The organism is Streptomyces yaizuensis (assembly GCF_034961445.1).
GTDB lineage: Bacteria > Actinomycetota > Actinomycetes > Streptomycetales > Streptomycetaceae > Streptomyces > Streptomyces yaizuensis.
In genome coordinates this window covers 288,668-303,151 of sequence record NZ_BSBI01000012.1, presented here as the reverse complement: position 1 = coordinate 303,151, position 14,484 = coordinate 288,668, and the positions used below count along the sequence as shown (strand labels likewise).

At 71.0% G+C, this 14,484-nt stretch carries 14 protein-coding genes; 3 read left to right on the top strand and 11 right to left on the bottom strand.

What is annotated here, in order from left to right; translation table 11 throughout:
* Window positions 1-3 precede the first annotated feature (3 nt).
* From SYYSPA8_RS27205 to pcaDC, 5 genes are all read right to left on the bottom strand, one after another.
* The gene (locus SYYSPA8_RS27205) at window positions 4-750 is read right to left on the bottom strand and encodes an amino acid ABC transporter ATP-binding protein (protein ID WP_323449973.1); all 747 of its coding nucleotides are present in this window, start codon (window positions 748-750) and stop codon (window positions 4-6) included.
* 210 nt (window positions 751-960) lie between these two features.
* Window positions 961-1,407 carry a DUF6278 family protein gene (locus SYYSPA8_RS27200; protein ID WP_323449972.1) on the bottom strand — a complete coding sequence of 149 codons (447 nt, stop codon included), beginning with the start codon at window positions 1,405-1,407 and terminating at the stop codon, window positions 961-963.
* A 96-nt stretch (window positions 1,408-1,503) separates the two neighbouring features.
* On the bottom strand, window positions 1,504-2,283 hold the full coding sequence (locus SYYSPA8_RS27195; protein ID WP_323449971.1) for an exodeoxyribonuclease III: 780 nt from the start codon (window positions 2,281-2,283) through the stop codon (window positions 1,504-1,506).
* A gap of 100 nt (window positions 2,284-2,383) precedes the next feature.
* The gene (locus SYYSPA8_RS27190; protein WP_323449970.1) at window positions 2,384-3,010 is read right to left on the bottom strand and encodes an MBL fold metallo-hydrolase; all 627 of its coding nucleotides are present in this window, start codon (window positions 3,008-3,010) and stop codon (window positions 2,384-2,386) included.
* Window positions 3,011-3,022: 12 nt separating this feature from the next.
* A complete protein-coding gene (gene pcaDC / locus SYYSPA8_RS27185; protein ID WP_323449969.1) occupies window positions 3,023-4,300 on the bottom strand; it encodes a bifunctional 3-oxoadipate enol-lactonase/4-carboxymuconolactone decarboxylase PcaDC in 1,278 nt (425 codons plus the stop codon).
* A gap of 241 nt (window positions 4,301-4,541) precedes the next feature.
* On the opposite strand from pcaDC, the gene SYYSPA8_RS27180 reads away from it, so the two are divergent.
* Window positions 4,542-5,687: a methyltransferase gene (locus tag SYYSPA8_RS27180; RefSeq protein ID WP_407706100.1), complete on the top strand. Its 1,146-nt coding sequence runs from the start codon at window positions 4,542-4,544 to the stop codon at window positions 5,685-5,687.
* 85 nt (window positions 5,688-5,772) lie between these two features.
* Here SYYSPA8_RS27180 and SYYSPA8_RS27175 read toward each other — a convergent pair whose 3' ends face one another.
* The gene (locus SYYSPA8_RS27175) at window positions 5,773-6,393 is read right to left on the bottom strand and encodes an AMIN-like domain-containing (lipo)protein (protein WP_323449968.1); all 621 of its coding nucleotides are present in this window, start codon (window positions 6,391-6,393) and stop codon (window positions 5,773-5,775) included.
* 511 nt (window positions 6,394-6,904) lie between these two features.
* Between SYYSPA8_RS27175 and SYYSPA8_RS27170 the strand changes: the two genes are divergently transcribed.
* Window positions 6,905-8,782: a peptidoglycan-binding protein gene (locus SYYSPA8_RS27170; protein ID WP_323449967.1), complete on the top strand. Its 1,878-nt coding sequence runs from the start codon at window positions 6,905-6,907 to the stop codon at window positions 8,780-8,782.
* Between the two features lie 238 nt (window positions 8,783-9,020).
* Window positions 9,021-9,350, top strand: a complete 330-nt coding sequence (locus SYYSPA8_RS27165) for a hypothetical protein (RefSeq protein ID WP_323449966.1) — start codon at window positions 9,021-9,023, stop codon at window positions 9,348-9,350.
* A gap of 32 nt (window positions 9,351-9,382) precedes the next feature.
* On the opposite strand, the gene SYYSPA8_RS27160 is transcribed toward SYYSPA8_RS27165, so the two are convergent.
* The 5 genes from SYYSPA8_RS27160 to SYYSPA8_RS27140 all read right to left on the bottom strand — a co-directional run bounded on the left by SYYSPA8_RS27160 (window position 9,383) and on the right by SYYSPA8_RS27140 (window position 14,475).
* Complete coding sequence (locus tag SYYSPA8_RS27160) at window positions 9,383-9,958, bottom strand: hypothetical protein (protein WP_323449965.1); 576 nt, start codon at window positions 9,956-9,958, stop codon at window positions 9,383-9,385.
* A gap of 247 nt (window positions 9,959-10,205) precedes the next feature.
* Window positions 10,206-11,363 carry an ROK family glucokinase gene (locus tag SYYSPA8_RS27155; protein WP_323449964.1) on the bottom strand — a complete coding sequence of 386 codons (1,158 nt, stop codon included), beginning with the start codon at window positions 11,361-11,363 and terminating at the stop codon, window positions 10,206-10,208.
* Between the two features lie 237 nt (window positions 11,364-11,600).
* Complete coding sequence (locus SYYSPA8_RS27150; RefSeq protein ID WP_323449963.1) at window positions 11,601-12,404, bottom strand: ATP-binding cassette domain-containing protein; 804 nt, start codon at window positions 12,402-12,404, stop codon at window positions 11,601-11,603.
* Window positions 12,401-13,465, bottom strand: a complete 1,065-nt coding sequence (locus SYYSPA8_RS27145) for an ABC transporter permease (protein WP_323449962.1) — start codon at window positions 13,463-13,465, stop codon at window positions 12,401-12,403. The genes SYYSPA8_RS27150 and SYYSPA8_RS27145 overlap by 4 nt, the downstream gene beginning before the upstream one ends.
* Window positions 13,462-14,475 carry a sugar ABC transporter substrate-binding protein gene (locus tag SYYSPA8_RS27140; RefSeq protein ID WP_407706099.1) on the bottom strand — a complete coding sequence of 338 codons (1,014 nt, stop codon included), beginning with the start codon at window positions 14,473-14,475 and terminating at the stop codon, window positions 13,462-13,464. Before SYYSPA8_RS27140 ends, SYYSPA8_RS27145 begins: the two co-directional genes overlap by 4 nt.
* Window positions 14,476-14,484: the final 9 nt, after the last annotated feature.

Genomic DNA, 14,484 nt, shown 5'->3' with positions numbered 1-14,484 from the left:
CGGTCAGTGCTTGAGGATCTTGGAGAGGAAGTCCTTGGCCCGCTCGCTCTCGGGGTGGGTGAAGAAGTCCTCCGGGGAGCGGTCCTCGACGATGCGGCCGTCGGCCATGAAGACGACCCGGTTGGCGGCGGAGCGGGCGAAGCCCATCTCGTGGGTGACGACGACCATCGTCATGCCGTCCCGGGCGAGCTGCTGCATGACCTCCAGGACCTCGTTGATCATCTCCGGGTCGAGTGCCGACGTGGGCTCGTCGAAGAGCATGACCTTGGGTTCCATGGCGAGCGCGCGGGCGATGGCCACGCGCTGCTGCTGGCCGCCGGAGAGCTGGGCGGGGTACTTGTCGGCCTGAGAGGCGAGGCCGACGCGGTCGAGGAGCAGCCGGGAGCGGCGGTCGGCCTCCTCGCGCTTGCGGCCCCTGACCTTGACGGGCGCGAGGGAGACATTGGCGAGGACGGTGCGGTGGGCGAAGAGGTTGAAGGACTGGAAGACCATGCCGACGTCGGCGCGGAGAGCGGCGAGGCCCTTGCCCTCCTCCGGCAGCGGCTCGCCGTCGATGGTGATCGTGCCGGACTCGATGGTCTCCAGCCGGTTCATCGTGCGGCAGAGGGTCGACTTCCCGGAGCCGGACGGCCCGATGACCACCACCACCTCGCCGCGCCCGACGGTGAGGTTGATGTCCTGGAGGACGTGCAACTGCCCGTAGTGCTTGTTGACGTCCCGCAGCTCGATCAACGGATCGACGACGGCCATGCGCGCCCTGCCCCACTCATCGGTTGTCGGGTCAGCGCAAACTATCCAGCCGGGCCGGGGGGTTCGCGCCCGACACGCGCGATACGGGCATAAGCAGTATTTACCGCATGTACTGATTTCACCGCCGCGGTGGCCGGGGCAGGGCGGACGGGTCCGGGCGGGCGCGTCCGGGCGGGCGGATCCGGGCGGCCGGGTCCGGCCGGCCGGGTCTCACGCCTCGGCGGCCTCCGCGTAGACCTGCGCGAGCTGGGGTGCCCCGGTCAGGGCCCAGTCGGCCCCGGACTCCACCACCGCCAGCTCCCGGCCGGAGGCGAGCAGGACCACGGGGTGCCCGCCCGGCCAGATGTGCCAGCGCGCGCCCGGCACCGTCCGCACGATCACCGTGCCGAGGTAGAGCCCGGCGTCGTTGCCGAACCAGGGCAGCTCCTCCGGGTCCTCGCGCCAGCGCGGCGGCAGCTGGTCCAGGGCGGCCAGCGAGGCCGGGGAGTCGTCCAGCTCCAGACCGAGATCCCCGGCACGGGCCCGGAGCAGCTCGCACTCCGACAGCAGCTCCGCGATGCCGGCCGCGCGGTCCGGGTCGCTCTCGGCGCCGAAGTCCCCGGGCGGCCGCCGCTTGCCCTGCTTCTTGAGCCAGTTGTCCAAGAAAGGGATGTTCATACCGCTCAGCGTCGCATCCCCCCGGCCCGGCACACCACAGACACGACCCAGGGAGTGTCGCTTCGGTGGCTCGGGCCTCCGGGTGGCCGCAGTGGCTCAGACGTCCAGGTCGACCACGACCGGCGCGTGGTCGGACGCGCCCTTGCCCTTGCGCTCCTCGCGGTCGACGTACCCGTCCTTCACGGCGGCGGTGAACGGGCCGTTGCCGTAGACCAGGTCGATCCGCATGCCCCGGTTCTTCGGGAAGCCGAGCTGGCGGTAGTCCCAGTAGGTGAAGGGGTGGTCGTACTTCAGGGGGCGGGGCACCACATCGCCGAGCCCGGTTTCGCGCAGGGCCGCCAGGGCCGCCCGCTCCGGCTCGGTGACATGGGTGCTGCCCTCGAAGACGGACCGGTCCCACACGTCGTCGTCGGTGGGCGCGATGTTGAAGTCGCCGAGGACGGCGAAGGGGCGCGTCCCCGCCGCGTCGGCGGCGACGGCGTCCTTCAGCGCGCCGAGCCAGGCCAGCTTGTAGGTGTAGTGGTCGTGGGTGATCTCCCGGCCGTTGGGCACGTAGACCGACCAGAGCCGGACCGGGCCGCAGGTCGCGGAGATCGCCCGGGGCTCCAGGGCCCCGTCGTACCCCGGGTCGCCGGGCAGGCCCCGCACCACGTCGGCCAGGCCCACGCGGGAGATCAGCGCCACCCCGTTCCACCGGCCGTCGGCGTGGACGGCCGACTCGTAGCCGATCTCGCGCAGCTGCTCGGCGGGGAACTGCTCCTCGGTGCACTTGGTCTCCTGGACGCACAGGACGTCCGTGCCGCTGCTCTCCAGCCAGGCGAGCAGCCGGGGGAGCCGGGCGGTGACCGAGTTGACGTTCCAGGTGGCGATACGCATGGGAAGAGCCTAACGCCGGGGTACGACAGTCACGGATCGGCGGGCTCGCCGACCGCCCGGGTCGGCGAGCCCGGGTCACCCGGCTCGCCCTGGTCGCCCGTCACAGCTCGATGCTCTCCCCGGGTGCGAGCCGGCCGTGCGCCGCGCCGCCCAGGTTGCCGATCTGGGTGTCGTAGATCGGCCGGGCCACCTCGGTGAGCAGGGCGTCGTGGATGTCGAGGGCCCGCGCGGGGTGTACCTCGCGGACGTAGTCGATCACCTCGGAGATCTTGTTCCAGGGGGCGTGGACGGGGAGCATCAGCACCTCGACCGGTACCCCGGGCACGGTCAGCGCGTCGCCGGGGTGGAAGACGGACCCGTCGACCAGGAAGCCGATATTGGTGATCCGGGGCAGATCCGGGTGGATCACCGCGTGCAGTTCGCCGTGGACCTGGACCTCGAAGCCGGCGGCGGTGAAGGTGTCGCCGTGGCCGACGGTCCGCACCCGGCCCGGGAACGCCGCCGACAGCCGCCCGGCGACGCTCCCGAGGGTCCACACCTCGGCCCCGGCCGCGAGGGCCGCGCGCACACGGCCCTCGTCGAAGTGGTCGGGGTGCTCGTGCGTGATCAGTACGGCGTCCGCGCCCTGTGCGGCGTCCGGCTCGCTGAACGCGCCCGGGTCCACGACCAGGGTCGCCCCGTCCTTCTCCAGCCGGATGCACGAGTGGGTCCTCTTGGTGAGCCTCATGCCTCCATCCTGCTACGTACCGGGCTCGGTCTCCTCCCGGATCACCGTGCCGGCGACGGCGAAGGCGGCGTTCGCGGCGGGCAGGCCGCAGTAGACGGCGGTGTGCAGCAGGATCTCGCGGATCTCGTCCGGGGTGAGCCCGTTGCGCAGGGCGGCCCGGGTGTGGACGGCCAGCTCCTCCCGGTGGCCGCCGGCGACCAGCGCGGTGAGGGTGACGATGCTGCGGGTGCGCCGGTCCAGGCCCTCGCGGGACCAGATCTCGCCCCAGGCGTAGCGGGTGACGAGGTCCTGGAAGTCGGCGGTGAAGCCGTCGGCGCCGCCGGTGACACGATCGACGTGGGCGTCCCCCAGCACCTCCCGGCGGATCCTCGTGCCGGGCTCGTGGGTGCCGTCGCGGTCGGCGGCCTGGCCGGGACGGGCCTGCGGCACTGCCGGGGCGATCTCCGCGATGGGGGTGACCGGCGCGGAGACGGCGGGGGCGGGCGGTACGGGGATCGCGGAGTGGGTGTCCTGGGCAACCCCGGCGAAGTGGCCGACGAGGAGGTCGGTGACGGCTGCGGGCTGCTCCACGGGCGCGAGGTGGGAGGCGCCGGGCACCAGGGCCAGCCGGGCGTCCGGTATCCCGGCGACCAGGGTACGGGCCTCGGCTGGCCCGGTGACATGGTCCTCGGACCCCACCAGGACCAGGGTGGGCACACCGATCCGGCCGAGGTCGGCCCGCGCGTCGAAGGCGGCGAGGGCCTCGCAGGCGGCGATGTAGCAGCCGGGGTCGGTGGTGCGCACCATCTGCACGGCCCACTCCACGATCGCGGGCTGGGCGGCGGCGAAGCCACCGGTGAACCAGGTCTCGGGGGCGCTGCGGGCCATGGGTTCGAGCCCGTTGGTCCGTACGACGACCCCCCGCCGGCGGAGTTCGTCGGCGCTGCCGAACCGGGCCGAGGCGGCGACCAGGGCCAGGGACGCGATGCGCTGCGGATGGCGCAGCGCCAGATCGATGCCGACGGCGCCTGCTATCGAGCAGCCGGCGTAGCCGAAGCGGTGGATGCCGAGTTCGTCCAGGGTGGCGAGGAGCCGGTCGGCGAGTTCACCGATGGACGGGGCGGGGTGGGCGGGGGCGCCGCCGTGGCCGGGGAGGTCGTAGCGGAGGACCCGCCACTCCCCGGACAGGTCGGCGATCTGCCGGTCCCACATGTGCCAGGTCGTGCCGAGAGAGGGTCCCAGGACCAGGACCGGGGCGTCTTCAGGCCCGTCAACGCGGTATTGCAGGGTCTTCGTCGTCGTGTCACTCACCCGTCCACGCTCCCACAACCGGCGACCGCCCACAGGAGGGGGTCGGGACACGCGCCAGACCTCCCCATATGTGTCCGCCGCCGGGCGGGGATCCTCCACATCCGGCTCCCCCTGCCGGCGCTTCGTGGTCCTGACGCCGGTGTGCCCTGACCACCGGGCGAGGAAGGCGGCTCGGAGTCCGGGGTCAAGACCCCACGCGGAACCGCGGTCAACAGGCCGCCGCCGGCCGAGTGAAACCCGGATGAGCTGGGATGATGGGGCGATGATGACCGGACAACTCATGAGGTGGCAGGAAGACCCCGGAGGGGACCACGTCGCCGCGTGGCGATCGGAGAACGATGCCCGAGTTCCCGGGCGGGTGGTCGTCGTTGACGATCGGACCAAGGCCGACGATGCCTTCCGCTGGGCGTGTGAGGGTACGGGCATGGTGTGGCGGGGCGACTTTCACCATGCCCGTCAGTTACTGAAAGCCCTGACCAAGAGGGTGGACCGCAAGGATCCCAAGGTGGGCGATTCCCTGACGGAGACGTTCCACCGGTATCGCCAGGCCCAGGGCCGGCGGGCACGCATTCTGGGAATGCTGCTGGTCTGCGTGGATGCCGGACATGTTCTGCGGCTTCGCAGGGCACCCGACGTACAAGCAGCCTGCGAGGCCGTCTACGGGCCGGGAGAAGGACGGTACGTGGTGTCCCTGCGGGAACTGCAGGGGGTGTTGAGTGCTGCGGAGTGGCGTCGCCGAGGGGTGCGCCTGCCGGCGCTCGGCGACACGATAGTCCCCCATTACGGTGTTTTCTCACCCGTGCGCGGCGAGTACCTCGACTTGGTCGCCAGGGCCCCGATTCCCTCGTACGGCTCGGCGTTCGACGTGGGAACCGGCACCGGCGTGCTCGCCGCGATCCTGGCTCGGCGCGGCATCGAGAAGGTGATCGCCACCGACCAGGACGAGCGCGCTCTGGCATGCGCGAGGGAGAACATGGACAGGCTCGGTCTCTCCGACCGTGTCGTTGTGGAGCGGACCGACATGTTCCCCGCCGGACGGGCACCGCTGGTGGTGTGCAACCCCCCGTGGCTGCCGGTGAAGCCGCGAACACCGCTGGAGTACGCGGTCTACGACCCCGGCAGCCGCATGCTGCGATCGTTCGTCGGCTCGCTGAACGAGCATCTGGACCAGAACGGGGAAGGATGGTTGATCATCTCCGACCTCGCCGAGAGGCTGGGGTTGCGGGGCCCCACCGAGTTGCCGGATCTGATCGAGCGGGCGGGTCTGCGCGTGGTGGACCGGCTGGACACCCGTCCCGTTCACTCCAGGGCTCGCGACCGCCTCGACGCACTGCATGCCGCACGCGCTGCGGAGGTCGTCTCTCTGTGGCGGTTGGCCGGGGTTTGACCTCGCGTCAGCGGCGTAGAGCCGGACAGGTGGGACGACGTCACCCGGAGGGGGTGGCATCGTCCCGACGTCCGGGACACGCCGCTCACCGGTGTGCAACGGTGAGGACCACCTCGTTCCCCTCCACCGTGACCTGGTATCCGGTCGGCTCCCCGTCGGCGGTGTCGAGTCCCACACCCAGGGCGAGTTCCCCTTCGAAGGTGCCGAGGTCCTTGATGCCCCGCACCGTCCCGGTGGTGCGTATGTTCCCGTGCCGGCGCAGGGAAGCCGTCTCCGGGACGCCGGAGAGCACCAGCTTGAGGTGCACCTCTCCCGGCATGGTCACGGCGTCACCCAGGCCCGGGGTCCGCAGCGGGTCCTCGTAACCGGCGAAGTAGCCCGGGGCGGGACCGGAGAAGGTGAACGTCACACGGTCGCAGGTGTCGTGGCTGGTGACCTGCACATCCTTCAGCTCCGGCACGTCGGGCGAGGTCGTGTCGGCCCCCTTCCCCGATGTCGCGCCCTGGCTCAGCCCGGACTCCTCCGAGCAGAGGTTCTGCGCGCGGCCGTCCTGTGGAGTGGCCGTGTCGTCAGCGGTGCCGGTGCCGCTGCCGGGGTCGACGCCCGGTGCGGCTGACGAGCTCTCCGCCGCGCGGGAAGGGGGCGGATCCTGCGCGCTCTGCGAGGTGTCCCCACCGCACGCTGTCGCGGTGAGGAGGGTCGTCATGACGGCCGCGGTGCCGACGGCGAGTCTCGACCGGCAAATCATGGATGCTCCGCAATCTGTTCGGACGGCACCGGCAGGCGCCATCGTGCTGGCAGGCTGGTACCGCGGCGGGCGTGCATCGTCGGACGGCGGCCAGGTCATCCTCCCCGCGGTGGAGAAGCAGGGGATTCATCGTAGCCGTCGCGTCCCTACCGGCCCCGGGGGCACGGATCCGTCCGGTCCCTACGCTTCCGGTGCAGCCCGTGGAGTAGTTGCCCAGGCGGCACGCGCGGACAACTCGTGGCGGCGGGGCCTCCGTTCGCCGTGGTCCTCCAGCTGAGCCGCAGACCGGTGGACGCAACGGAATCGTCCGCACGGTCGTGCCGGCTCCTGCCTGCCTTCCCGCGAACCCCAACGTTGCGCACGCGCACGCAACGTGTCACAGTTGGTGCAGCGGCAGTGCTGCGCCCGGATGCGGGTGCGGTACTGCCGTTGGTCATTGCCGCAGTGCCGTCCGCCATCGCGACGGCTGATGCGCAGGGTCCCGCGCGGAAGCACTCCGCCGCCGGCCGGTCCATCGCGATCGGCACCACACCCTCCCCATTTCGGGCTTCTCCGCCCGCTGCGCCTGGCTCACGTGACTTTCCCCGACAGAGGAGACCGCATGCGGTTCGTAACACGAGCACAGTGGGGCGCCCGTCAGCCGGACAACGGGCACTCACCGGTGGCCTCGAACAAGGGAGTCAAGGTGCACTACCTTGGCTCTCTGTTCGTGGGCATCGAGCATCATCAGTGCGCTCAGAAGATGCGCACGGTCCAGAACCAGCACATGGATGGCAACGGGTGGGCCGACTTCGGCTACAACCTGGCGGTCTGCCAGCACGGCTACGTGTTCGAGGGCCGTGGAAAGAACACGCAGAACTCGGCGAACGGCAACACCACGCTGAACCGCGACCACTTCGCGGTGCTGGGGTTCGTGGGAAGCTCGCTGGTGACCCAGCCGAGCAGCTCGATGATCACCGGCATCCAGGACGCCATCGCCTATCTGCGGCGGCACGGAGCCGGCAGTGAGGTCCGTGGGCACCGGGACGGGTATTCCACCGCGTGCCCGGGCGGTCCGCTGTACGCCCTGGTGCAGGACGGAACGCTGGATCCCGGCACGCTGTACAACGGCGGCACCTACACGGTGCAGGTCAACGACACACTGGACGCGGTGAGTCTCCAGTTCAACGTCCCCAAGACCTACATCATCGCGGTGAACGACCTGACGGCGCCGTACAACCTGACGGTCGGCCAGAGCCTGAAGATCCCCGCGCGTGGTGTGCCGCTGGGCGCGGGGGTTCCCGAAGGCGGCGGAGGCGGGGGCGAGACGCCGCCGCCGTCGGGCCGGGTGCCGTTCCCCGGCACCGAATGGTTCAAGGCTTCTCCCTACAGTCCGATCGTGACGGCGATGGGCACGCGGCTGGTGGCCGAAGGATGCGGCCTGTACACCACCGGCCCCGGCCCCCAGTGGACCGAAACCGACCGGCTCTCCTACCAGAAGTGGCAGCAGAAACTCGGCTACACCGGCGCCGACGCCGACGGCTGGCCCGGGCGCACCACGTGGGACCTCCTGACGATTCCGGACATCGGCGTGACGCCGGAACCGGTGGATTACGAGCCGTTTCCTGGTGCGGCGTGGTTCACGGCGAACCCGAACAGCCCGATCGTGACGGCGATGGGGAAGCGGCTGGTGGCCGAAGGATGCGGCCTGTACACCACCGGCCCGGGACCGCAGTGGACCGAAACCGACCGGCTCTCCTACCAGAAGTGGCAGCAGAAGCTCGGCTACACCGGCTCTGCCGCCGACGGCTGGCCCGGCGAGACCACCTGGAACCGACTCCGGGTGCCCAAGGTGACGCCGGTGGACTTTGAACCGTTTCCTGGTGCGGCATGGTTCACGGCGAACCCGAACAGCCCGATCGTGACGGCGATGGGCACACGGCTGGTGGCCGAAGGATGCGGCCTGTACACCACCGGCCCCGGCCCCCAGTGGACCGAAACCGACCGGCTCTCCTACCAGAAGTGGCAGCAGAAACTCGGCTACACCGGCTCTGCCGCCGACGGCTGGCCCGGCGAGACCACCTGGAACCGACTCCGGGTGCCCCGCCAGACAGCCCTTCAGTACGAGCCGTTTCCCGGTGCGGCATGGTTCAAGACCCTTCCGCACAGCCCGGTCGTGACGGCGATGGGCCGGCGGCTGATCGCCGAGGGATGCAGCGAGTACGAGCTGGGTGCCGGCCCGCAGTGGACGGAGTCCGATCGGCTCTCGTACCAGAGGTGGCAACAGAAGCTCGGCCACACCGGCGCCGCCGCCGACGGCTGGCCGGGACCGACGACCTGGACTCAGCTGATGGTGCCGCGTAGCTGAGCTGCACCGGCTTCCGCCTCACGGGCAGACCCGGCACAGGGGCGCGCCCGTGAGGCGGAGGCCGCCGAACCTGAACCACCCTTTCCGAAGCCGCAGTTCACCGATCCGACTCTCGCCTTCAGGGAACTCCGGGACGGGGACAGTCGTCGTGTAGATCATGGATAAAAGATCAGCGACGCTCTCAGCGGGATGCCTCACCGGTCTGGCTGGAGCGCTTGCCGGTGCGGGCTCGTGGGCATTGTCCGACAACGCCCGCAAGTACTGCGGCTCGTACGTGGAAGGACGGCTCGACTTCGGGGGAAGCGGATTCTTCGAGCTTCCTGTAGCCATGGTGGGCGGGGTGCTGGTGTCGGTGGCCGCCTTCGGAGCCGGAATGCTCCTGACCCGTGGTGTCCGCAGCCGCCGTGGCCGGGTGATCTTCTCGGCCACGGCGGCCGCTCTGCTCCTGGGCGCAGCCATGTGGGGCCATTTCGCCTGGCAGGGAACCCCTGCCGGAGTGGTCAGCGACAGTGGGCGCTGTTCGCAGGAGAACATTCCGGAGTGGTGGCCGGCCTGGTTGCCTGCCTGAAGGGCATGGCGGAAGGCTCGGTCCGTACGCCGTCAGGGGGTGGCGGTGGAGACGATGTACACCGTCGGGGCGGCCGGATCGGTCGTGTCCACGACGATGTCGCGGGAGGGCCGGGGCTTCTTGTGCTCGTGGCGGGTGCCCTGCCACTGCCGGTCCGTGGTGAAGTCCCAGCCGGCGATGTCCGCGTCCCGGTCGCCGATGGTGATGTCGCCCTCGCGCAGGGTGTCGCGGGGCGTGCCGACGCTGTTCAGGAACCCGTCGAGGCCGGCCTCCGTGGTGGTGAACCGGACGTACAGCCTGCTCGTGCGCCAGTTGCTGGTCTCGAAGTAGGCCACCTCGGTGGACTTCGCCGGGATCGGGATCTCGAAGATCCGCCGCTTCATCTGGGACGGCCAGCCGTCGCGCATGCCGCTGGCGGAGGACTCGGCGGCCTTGTGGCGGCCGCTCTCCCGGCTCTGCTGGGCGGAGATCACCAGATAGCCGGCGGGGATGCCGACGAGCAGCACGATGATGATCGCGGTCACCCAGCGGCGGATGATCATTTGCCGCCGGTCCTCGGGGGGACGGAAGTTCTCGTCCGGGGCGGCGGACTGCCGGGGCACGGTCATGGCGCGGGGTTCCTGGGAGGGTCGGTCCTGGGCGGTCGGGCGGGCTCCCGGGCGGGTCGCCCGGGAGAGGCAGTCTACGGCGCTAGGACACCGGGGGAGGAATCCGGCGGACCGGGCCCCGGGGCGGCCGGGGCGGGGCGCCGTGCGCCGTACGGTCCCGGGCCCGGGTGGCAGGGCCCGGGTGGCAGGACTCAGACGTCGGGGCCCAGTCGGCAGGGCTCAGGCGTCAGGACTCGGGTGGCAGGGCTCAGGTCTCCTGGGACCGCACCGACGTCGAGTTCCGCAGGGCCTGCGCGTACCGCTCGTACCGCTCGTGGCGCTCGACCCTGCGCCGGTTGGCGCGGCGGAAGCGGCGGGCGACCAGCCGGGCCAGGTCGGCGGCGCCGACCATGCCCGCCTCGGGGCCCAGCTCGGCGCGGACGATCCGGGCCTCGGGGCGGTAGCCGCGGCCGGTGAGATGGCGCCGGAAGGCGTCCCGGGCCGGGTTGATCAGCAGTTCGTCGGCTGCGCTGACGCCGCCGCCGATGACGAAGCAGGACGGGTCGAGGGCGGCCGCGAGATTGGCGATGCCGACGCCGAGCCACTGGCCGATGTCCTGGAACAGCTCCACGCACATCGGGTCGCCCTCGCGGGCCAGCTCGGTGATGAGCGGTCCGGTGATGTCCCCGACGTTGCCGCCGACGCGGTCGATGAGGGTGTGGGCGACCGGGGACTCGGCGGCGGCCAGCTCCCGGGCCTCGCGCACCAGGGCGTTGCCGGAGCTGTACTGCTCCCAGCAGCCCCGGTTGCCGCAGGGGCAGCGGTGCCCGCCGGGGACGACCTGCATATGGCCGAACTCGCCGGCCACGCCGTACTTGCCCCGCTTGACCCGGCCGTCCTCCAGGATGGCGCCGCCGATGCCGGTCCCCAGGGTGATCATCACCAGGTGGTCCTCGTTGCGGCCCGCGCCGAAGCGCCACTCCGCCCAGGCGGCGGTGTTGGCGTCGTTGTCGACGAGGACCGGGACCGCGAGCCGGGCGGAGAGCGCGTCCCGCAGGGGCTCGTTGCGCCAGGCCAGGTGGGGGGCGAAGAGCACCTTGGAGCGGTCGGCGTCGACCCAGCCGGCCGCGCCGATGCCGACGGCGTGCACGTCGTGCCGGTCGGAGAGGTCGAGCACCAGCTCGCAGATGGTGTCCTCGACGACCTTGGGGCTCTTGGACTTGTCGGGGGTCTCGGTGCGGATCTTCTCCAGGATGACCCCGTCGGCGTCCACGACGCCCGCCATCACCTTGGTGCCGCCGATGTCGATGCCGACGGTCGGGACCCGGGGCGCGGTGAGGTGGGAGCGCCGCTCGCGGGTGCCGGCCGTGCGCAGGACGGTGCCGCGCGCCGTGCCGCGCTGGGCGAAGTCGCGGTAGCCGCTCATCGGGCGGAGCCCGTGGCGGTGGGGCAGAGGGGGGCGGGTGCGGTTCGCACGGGTCGCGTCGTCCCTGGTGTCGTGGGGTCCGGTCACCGTGCGGGGTCGGTCCGCACGGGGGTCGGCGGCGGGCGGCGCCCGCCGCCGACGATTCTGCCACTCCCGCCGCCGGGGGGCGTGGGGGCGGCGGGAAAGCCCTCCGGGCCGGTCCGGGCCCCGGGCAGGGTGCCTGGTGGCCCGGCGGGCTCAGGGCCCTGCGGGCGGCTCGTCGGTGCCGCGCTCCAGCTCGTGGCGGAGGTCGTCCAGCTCGCTGCCCCCGGCCATCTGGCGGGTCAGCTCGTCCAGGGTGACCGAGCCCTTGGCGTGGCTCGCGGTCATCGTGCCCCGCTTGAGGAGGACGAACCGGTCGCCGACGAGATAGGCGTGGTGCGGGTTGTGCGTGATGAGCACCACCCCGAGGCCCGCGTCGCGGGCGGCGGCGACGTACTTGAGCACGACGCCGGACTGCTTGACGCCGAGGGCGGCGGTGGGCTCGTCCAGGACGAGGACCTTGGCGCCGAAGTGGACGGCGCGGGCGATGGCGACGCACTGGCGCTCACCGCCGGAGAGGGTCCCGATCGGCTGGTCGACGTCGCGCAGGTCGATGCCCATGCGCAGCAGCTCGGCCCGGGTGGTCTCGCGCATCGTCGCCACGTCGAGCCGCTTGAAGGGGCCCGCGCCCTTCACCGGCTCGGAGCCGAGGAAGAAGTTCCGCCACACGGGCATCAGCGGGACGACGGCGAGGTCCTGGTAGACGGTGGCGATGCCCCGGTCCAGGGCGTCGCGGGGGTTGGCGAGCCGGGTCTCCTCCCCCTCGATGGAGAAGGTGCCCGCGTCGTGCTGGTGCAACCCCGCGATGATCTTGATCAGGGTGGACTTGCCGGCGCCGTTGTCGCCGAGGACGCAGGTGATCTCGCCGGAGTGGACCTCCAGGGAGACGCCCTGGAGCGCCCGGATGTTGCCGTAGTACTTGCTGACGTCGTCCAGCTCGACCAGAGCGGTACCGGTCATCGTGTCGCCTCCGCCCTCTTGCGGACCCATGCGTTCAGCAGGGTGGCCAGCAGCAGCATCGCGCCGAGGAAGAACTTGAACCAGTCCGGGTTCCACTCGGCGTAGACGATGCCCTTGCTGGTCATGCCGAAGATGAACGCCCCGACCGCCGAGCCGATCGCCGAGCCGTAGCCGCCGGTGATCAGACAGCCGCCGATGACGGCCGCGATGATGTAGATCAGTTCATTGCCGACGCCCTCGCCGGACTGCACCACGTCGAACGAGAAGAGCAGGTGCTGCCCGGAGATCCAGGCCGCGAACGCGACGCCCATGTAGAGGCCGATCCGGGTCCGGGTGACCGGGACGCCGACCGCGCGGGCGGCGTCGGGGCCGCCGCCGACGGCGAAGATCCAGTTGCCGAAGCGGGTCCGGAGCAGGATCCAGGTGGCGAGCGCGACCAGGCCGATCCACCAGAGGATGGTGACCTTGATCGTGACATCGCCGAAGGTGAACTCGGAGGCGAAGACCGCCTTCGCCGAGGCGAAGCCCTCCATGTCCGCGATGGACTTGGTGGAGACCGTGCCGCTGATCAGCTTGGTGAAGCCGAGGTTCAGCCCGGTCAGCATCAGGAAGGTGCCCAGCGTGATGATGAAGCTGGGCAGTTTGGTCCGGGTGAGCAGGACGCCGTTGAAGACGCCGACCGCGAGGGTGACCAGCAGCGAGACCAGGACGCCGACCCAGACGTTCGTCGTCATCTGGTAGCTGAACATCGAGGACACCAGCGCGGAGCTGGTGACCAGCACACCGGCGGAGAGGTCGAACTCGCCGCCGATCATCAGCATCGCGACCGGGACGGCCATGATCCCGATGGTGGAGGCCGCGTACAGCACCGTGGAGAAGCTGCTGGCCTGGAGGAAGGAGTCGGCGGCGAAGGCGAAGAAGACGAAGACGGCGGCCGCGCCGACGACGGAGCCCAGCTCGGGCCGGCCCAGCAGCTTGCGCAGGGCCGAGGTGTGCAGCAGCCGTTCGTCCGTCGCGCCCGGCCGCTGCCCACTGCCGGCGGGTGGTGCGCTGGCGCTCATCGGGTCCCCCGCTTGGTGTAGTCCTCCAGTGCGCCGGCGTCCGCCTGGGTGATGATCTGCGGTCCGGTGAGGACCGGCTGTCCGCCGCCGAGGACGTCGGCGTTGTAGCGGTAGAGCCAGAGCAGGTCGACGGCCTCGTACCCCTGGAGGTAGGGCTGCTGGTCGACCGCGAAGCCCAGGGTGCCGTTCTTCACGGCGGCGGCGACCTTGGCGTTGAGGTCGAAGGTGACGATCTCGGCCTTGCTGCCGGCGGACTCCTTGGCCTTGACCGCGGTGTCCGCGAAGGGTGCGCCGAGGGTGACCACCGAGTCGATCGAACGGTCGGTCTGGAGCTTGGCCTCGACGGTCGCCTGGACGTCGGGCATGTTGGTGCCCTCGACGTACAGGTTCTCCACCTCGCCGTCGAAGGTCTTCTTCACCCCGGCGCAGCGCTGCTCGTGGCCGACGTTGCCCTGCTCGTGCAGGACGCAGACGGCCTTCTTGCGGCCGCGCTCGTTCAGCTCGTCGCCGACGGCCTCGCCCGCGACGGTCTCGTTCTGGCCGATGTGGGTGAGCGCGCCGAACGCCTTGGACTCCTCGGAGCCGGAGTTCACGGTGATCACCGGGATGCCGGCGTCGACGGCCTTCTTGACGACGGCCCGCATCGCGTCGGGCTTGGCGAGGGTGACGATCAGGCCGTCGACCTTCTTGTCGATCGCGGTCTGGACGAGCTGGGCCTGCTGCTGCCCCTCGTCGCTCTTGGAGTAGAGGAAGTTGATGTTGTCCTTGGCGGCGGCCTCCTCGGCCCCGCGCTGGACGATGTCCCAGAAGGTGTCGCCGTCGCCCGAGTGGGTGACCATGGCGAAGGTCCACCTCGGGGTGGACACGTTGGCCTTGCCCGCGGCCGCCTGCGCCTTGCGGGCGTCCTCGGCGCGCTTGCCGCCCGTACTGCTGCATCCCGCCAGGGAGGCTCCGAGCACCGCCGCCAGCACCGCGCCGAGTGCGCGTACCCCTGTCCTTGCCCTTGCCACGACGCCGTG

Bases quoted from the DNA above. Each gene is read 5' to 3' on its own strand.
- SYYSPA8_RS27205 (WP_323449973.1), bottom strand. From the start codon at position 750: ATGGCCGTCGTCGATCCGTTGATCGAGCTGCGGGACGTCAACAAGCAC.
- SYYSPA8_RS27200 (WP_323449972.1), bottom strand. From the start codon at position 1,407: ATGAACATCCCTTTCTTGGACAACTGGCTCAAGAAGCAGGGCAAGCGG.
- SYYSPA8_RS27195 (WP_323449971.1), bottom strand. From the start codon at position 2,283: ATGCGTATCGCCACCTGGAACGTCAACTCGGTCACCGCCCGGCTCCCC.
- SYYSPA8_RS27190 (WP_323449970.1), bottom strand. From the start codon at position 3,010: ATGAGGCTCACCAAGAGGACCCACTCGTGCATCCGGCTGGAGAAGGAC.
- SYYSPA8_RS27180 (WP_407706100.1), top strand. From the start codon at position 4,542: ATGAGCTGGGATGATGGGGCGATGATGACCGGACAACTCATGAGGTGG.
- SYYSPA8_RS27175 (WP_323449968.1), bottom strand. From the start codon at position 6,393: ATGACGACCCTCCTCACCGCGACAGCGTGCGGTGGGGACACCTCGCAG.
- SYYSPA8_RS27170 (WP_323449967.1), top strand. From the start codon at position 6,905: ATGCGCAGGGTCCCGCGCGGAAGCACTCCGCCGCCGGCCGGTCCATCG.
- SYYSPA8_RS27160 (WP_323449965.1), bottom strand. From the start codon at position 9,958: ATGACCGTGCCCCGGCAGTCCGCCGCCCCGGACGAGAACTTCCGTCCC.
- SYYSPA8_RS27155 (WP_323449964.1), bottom strand. From the start codon at position 11,363: ATGAGCGGCTACCGCGACTTCGCCCAGCGCGGCACGGCGCGCGGCACC.
- SYYSPA8_RS27150 (WP_323449963.1), bottom strand. From the start codon at position 12,404: ATGACCGGTACCGCTCTGGTCGAGCTGGACGACGTCAGCAAGTACTAC.
- SYYSPA8_RS27145 (WP_323449962.1), bottom strand. From the start codon at position 13,465: ATGAGCGCCAGCGCACCACCCGCCGGCAGTGGGCAGCGGCCGGGCGCG.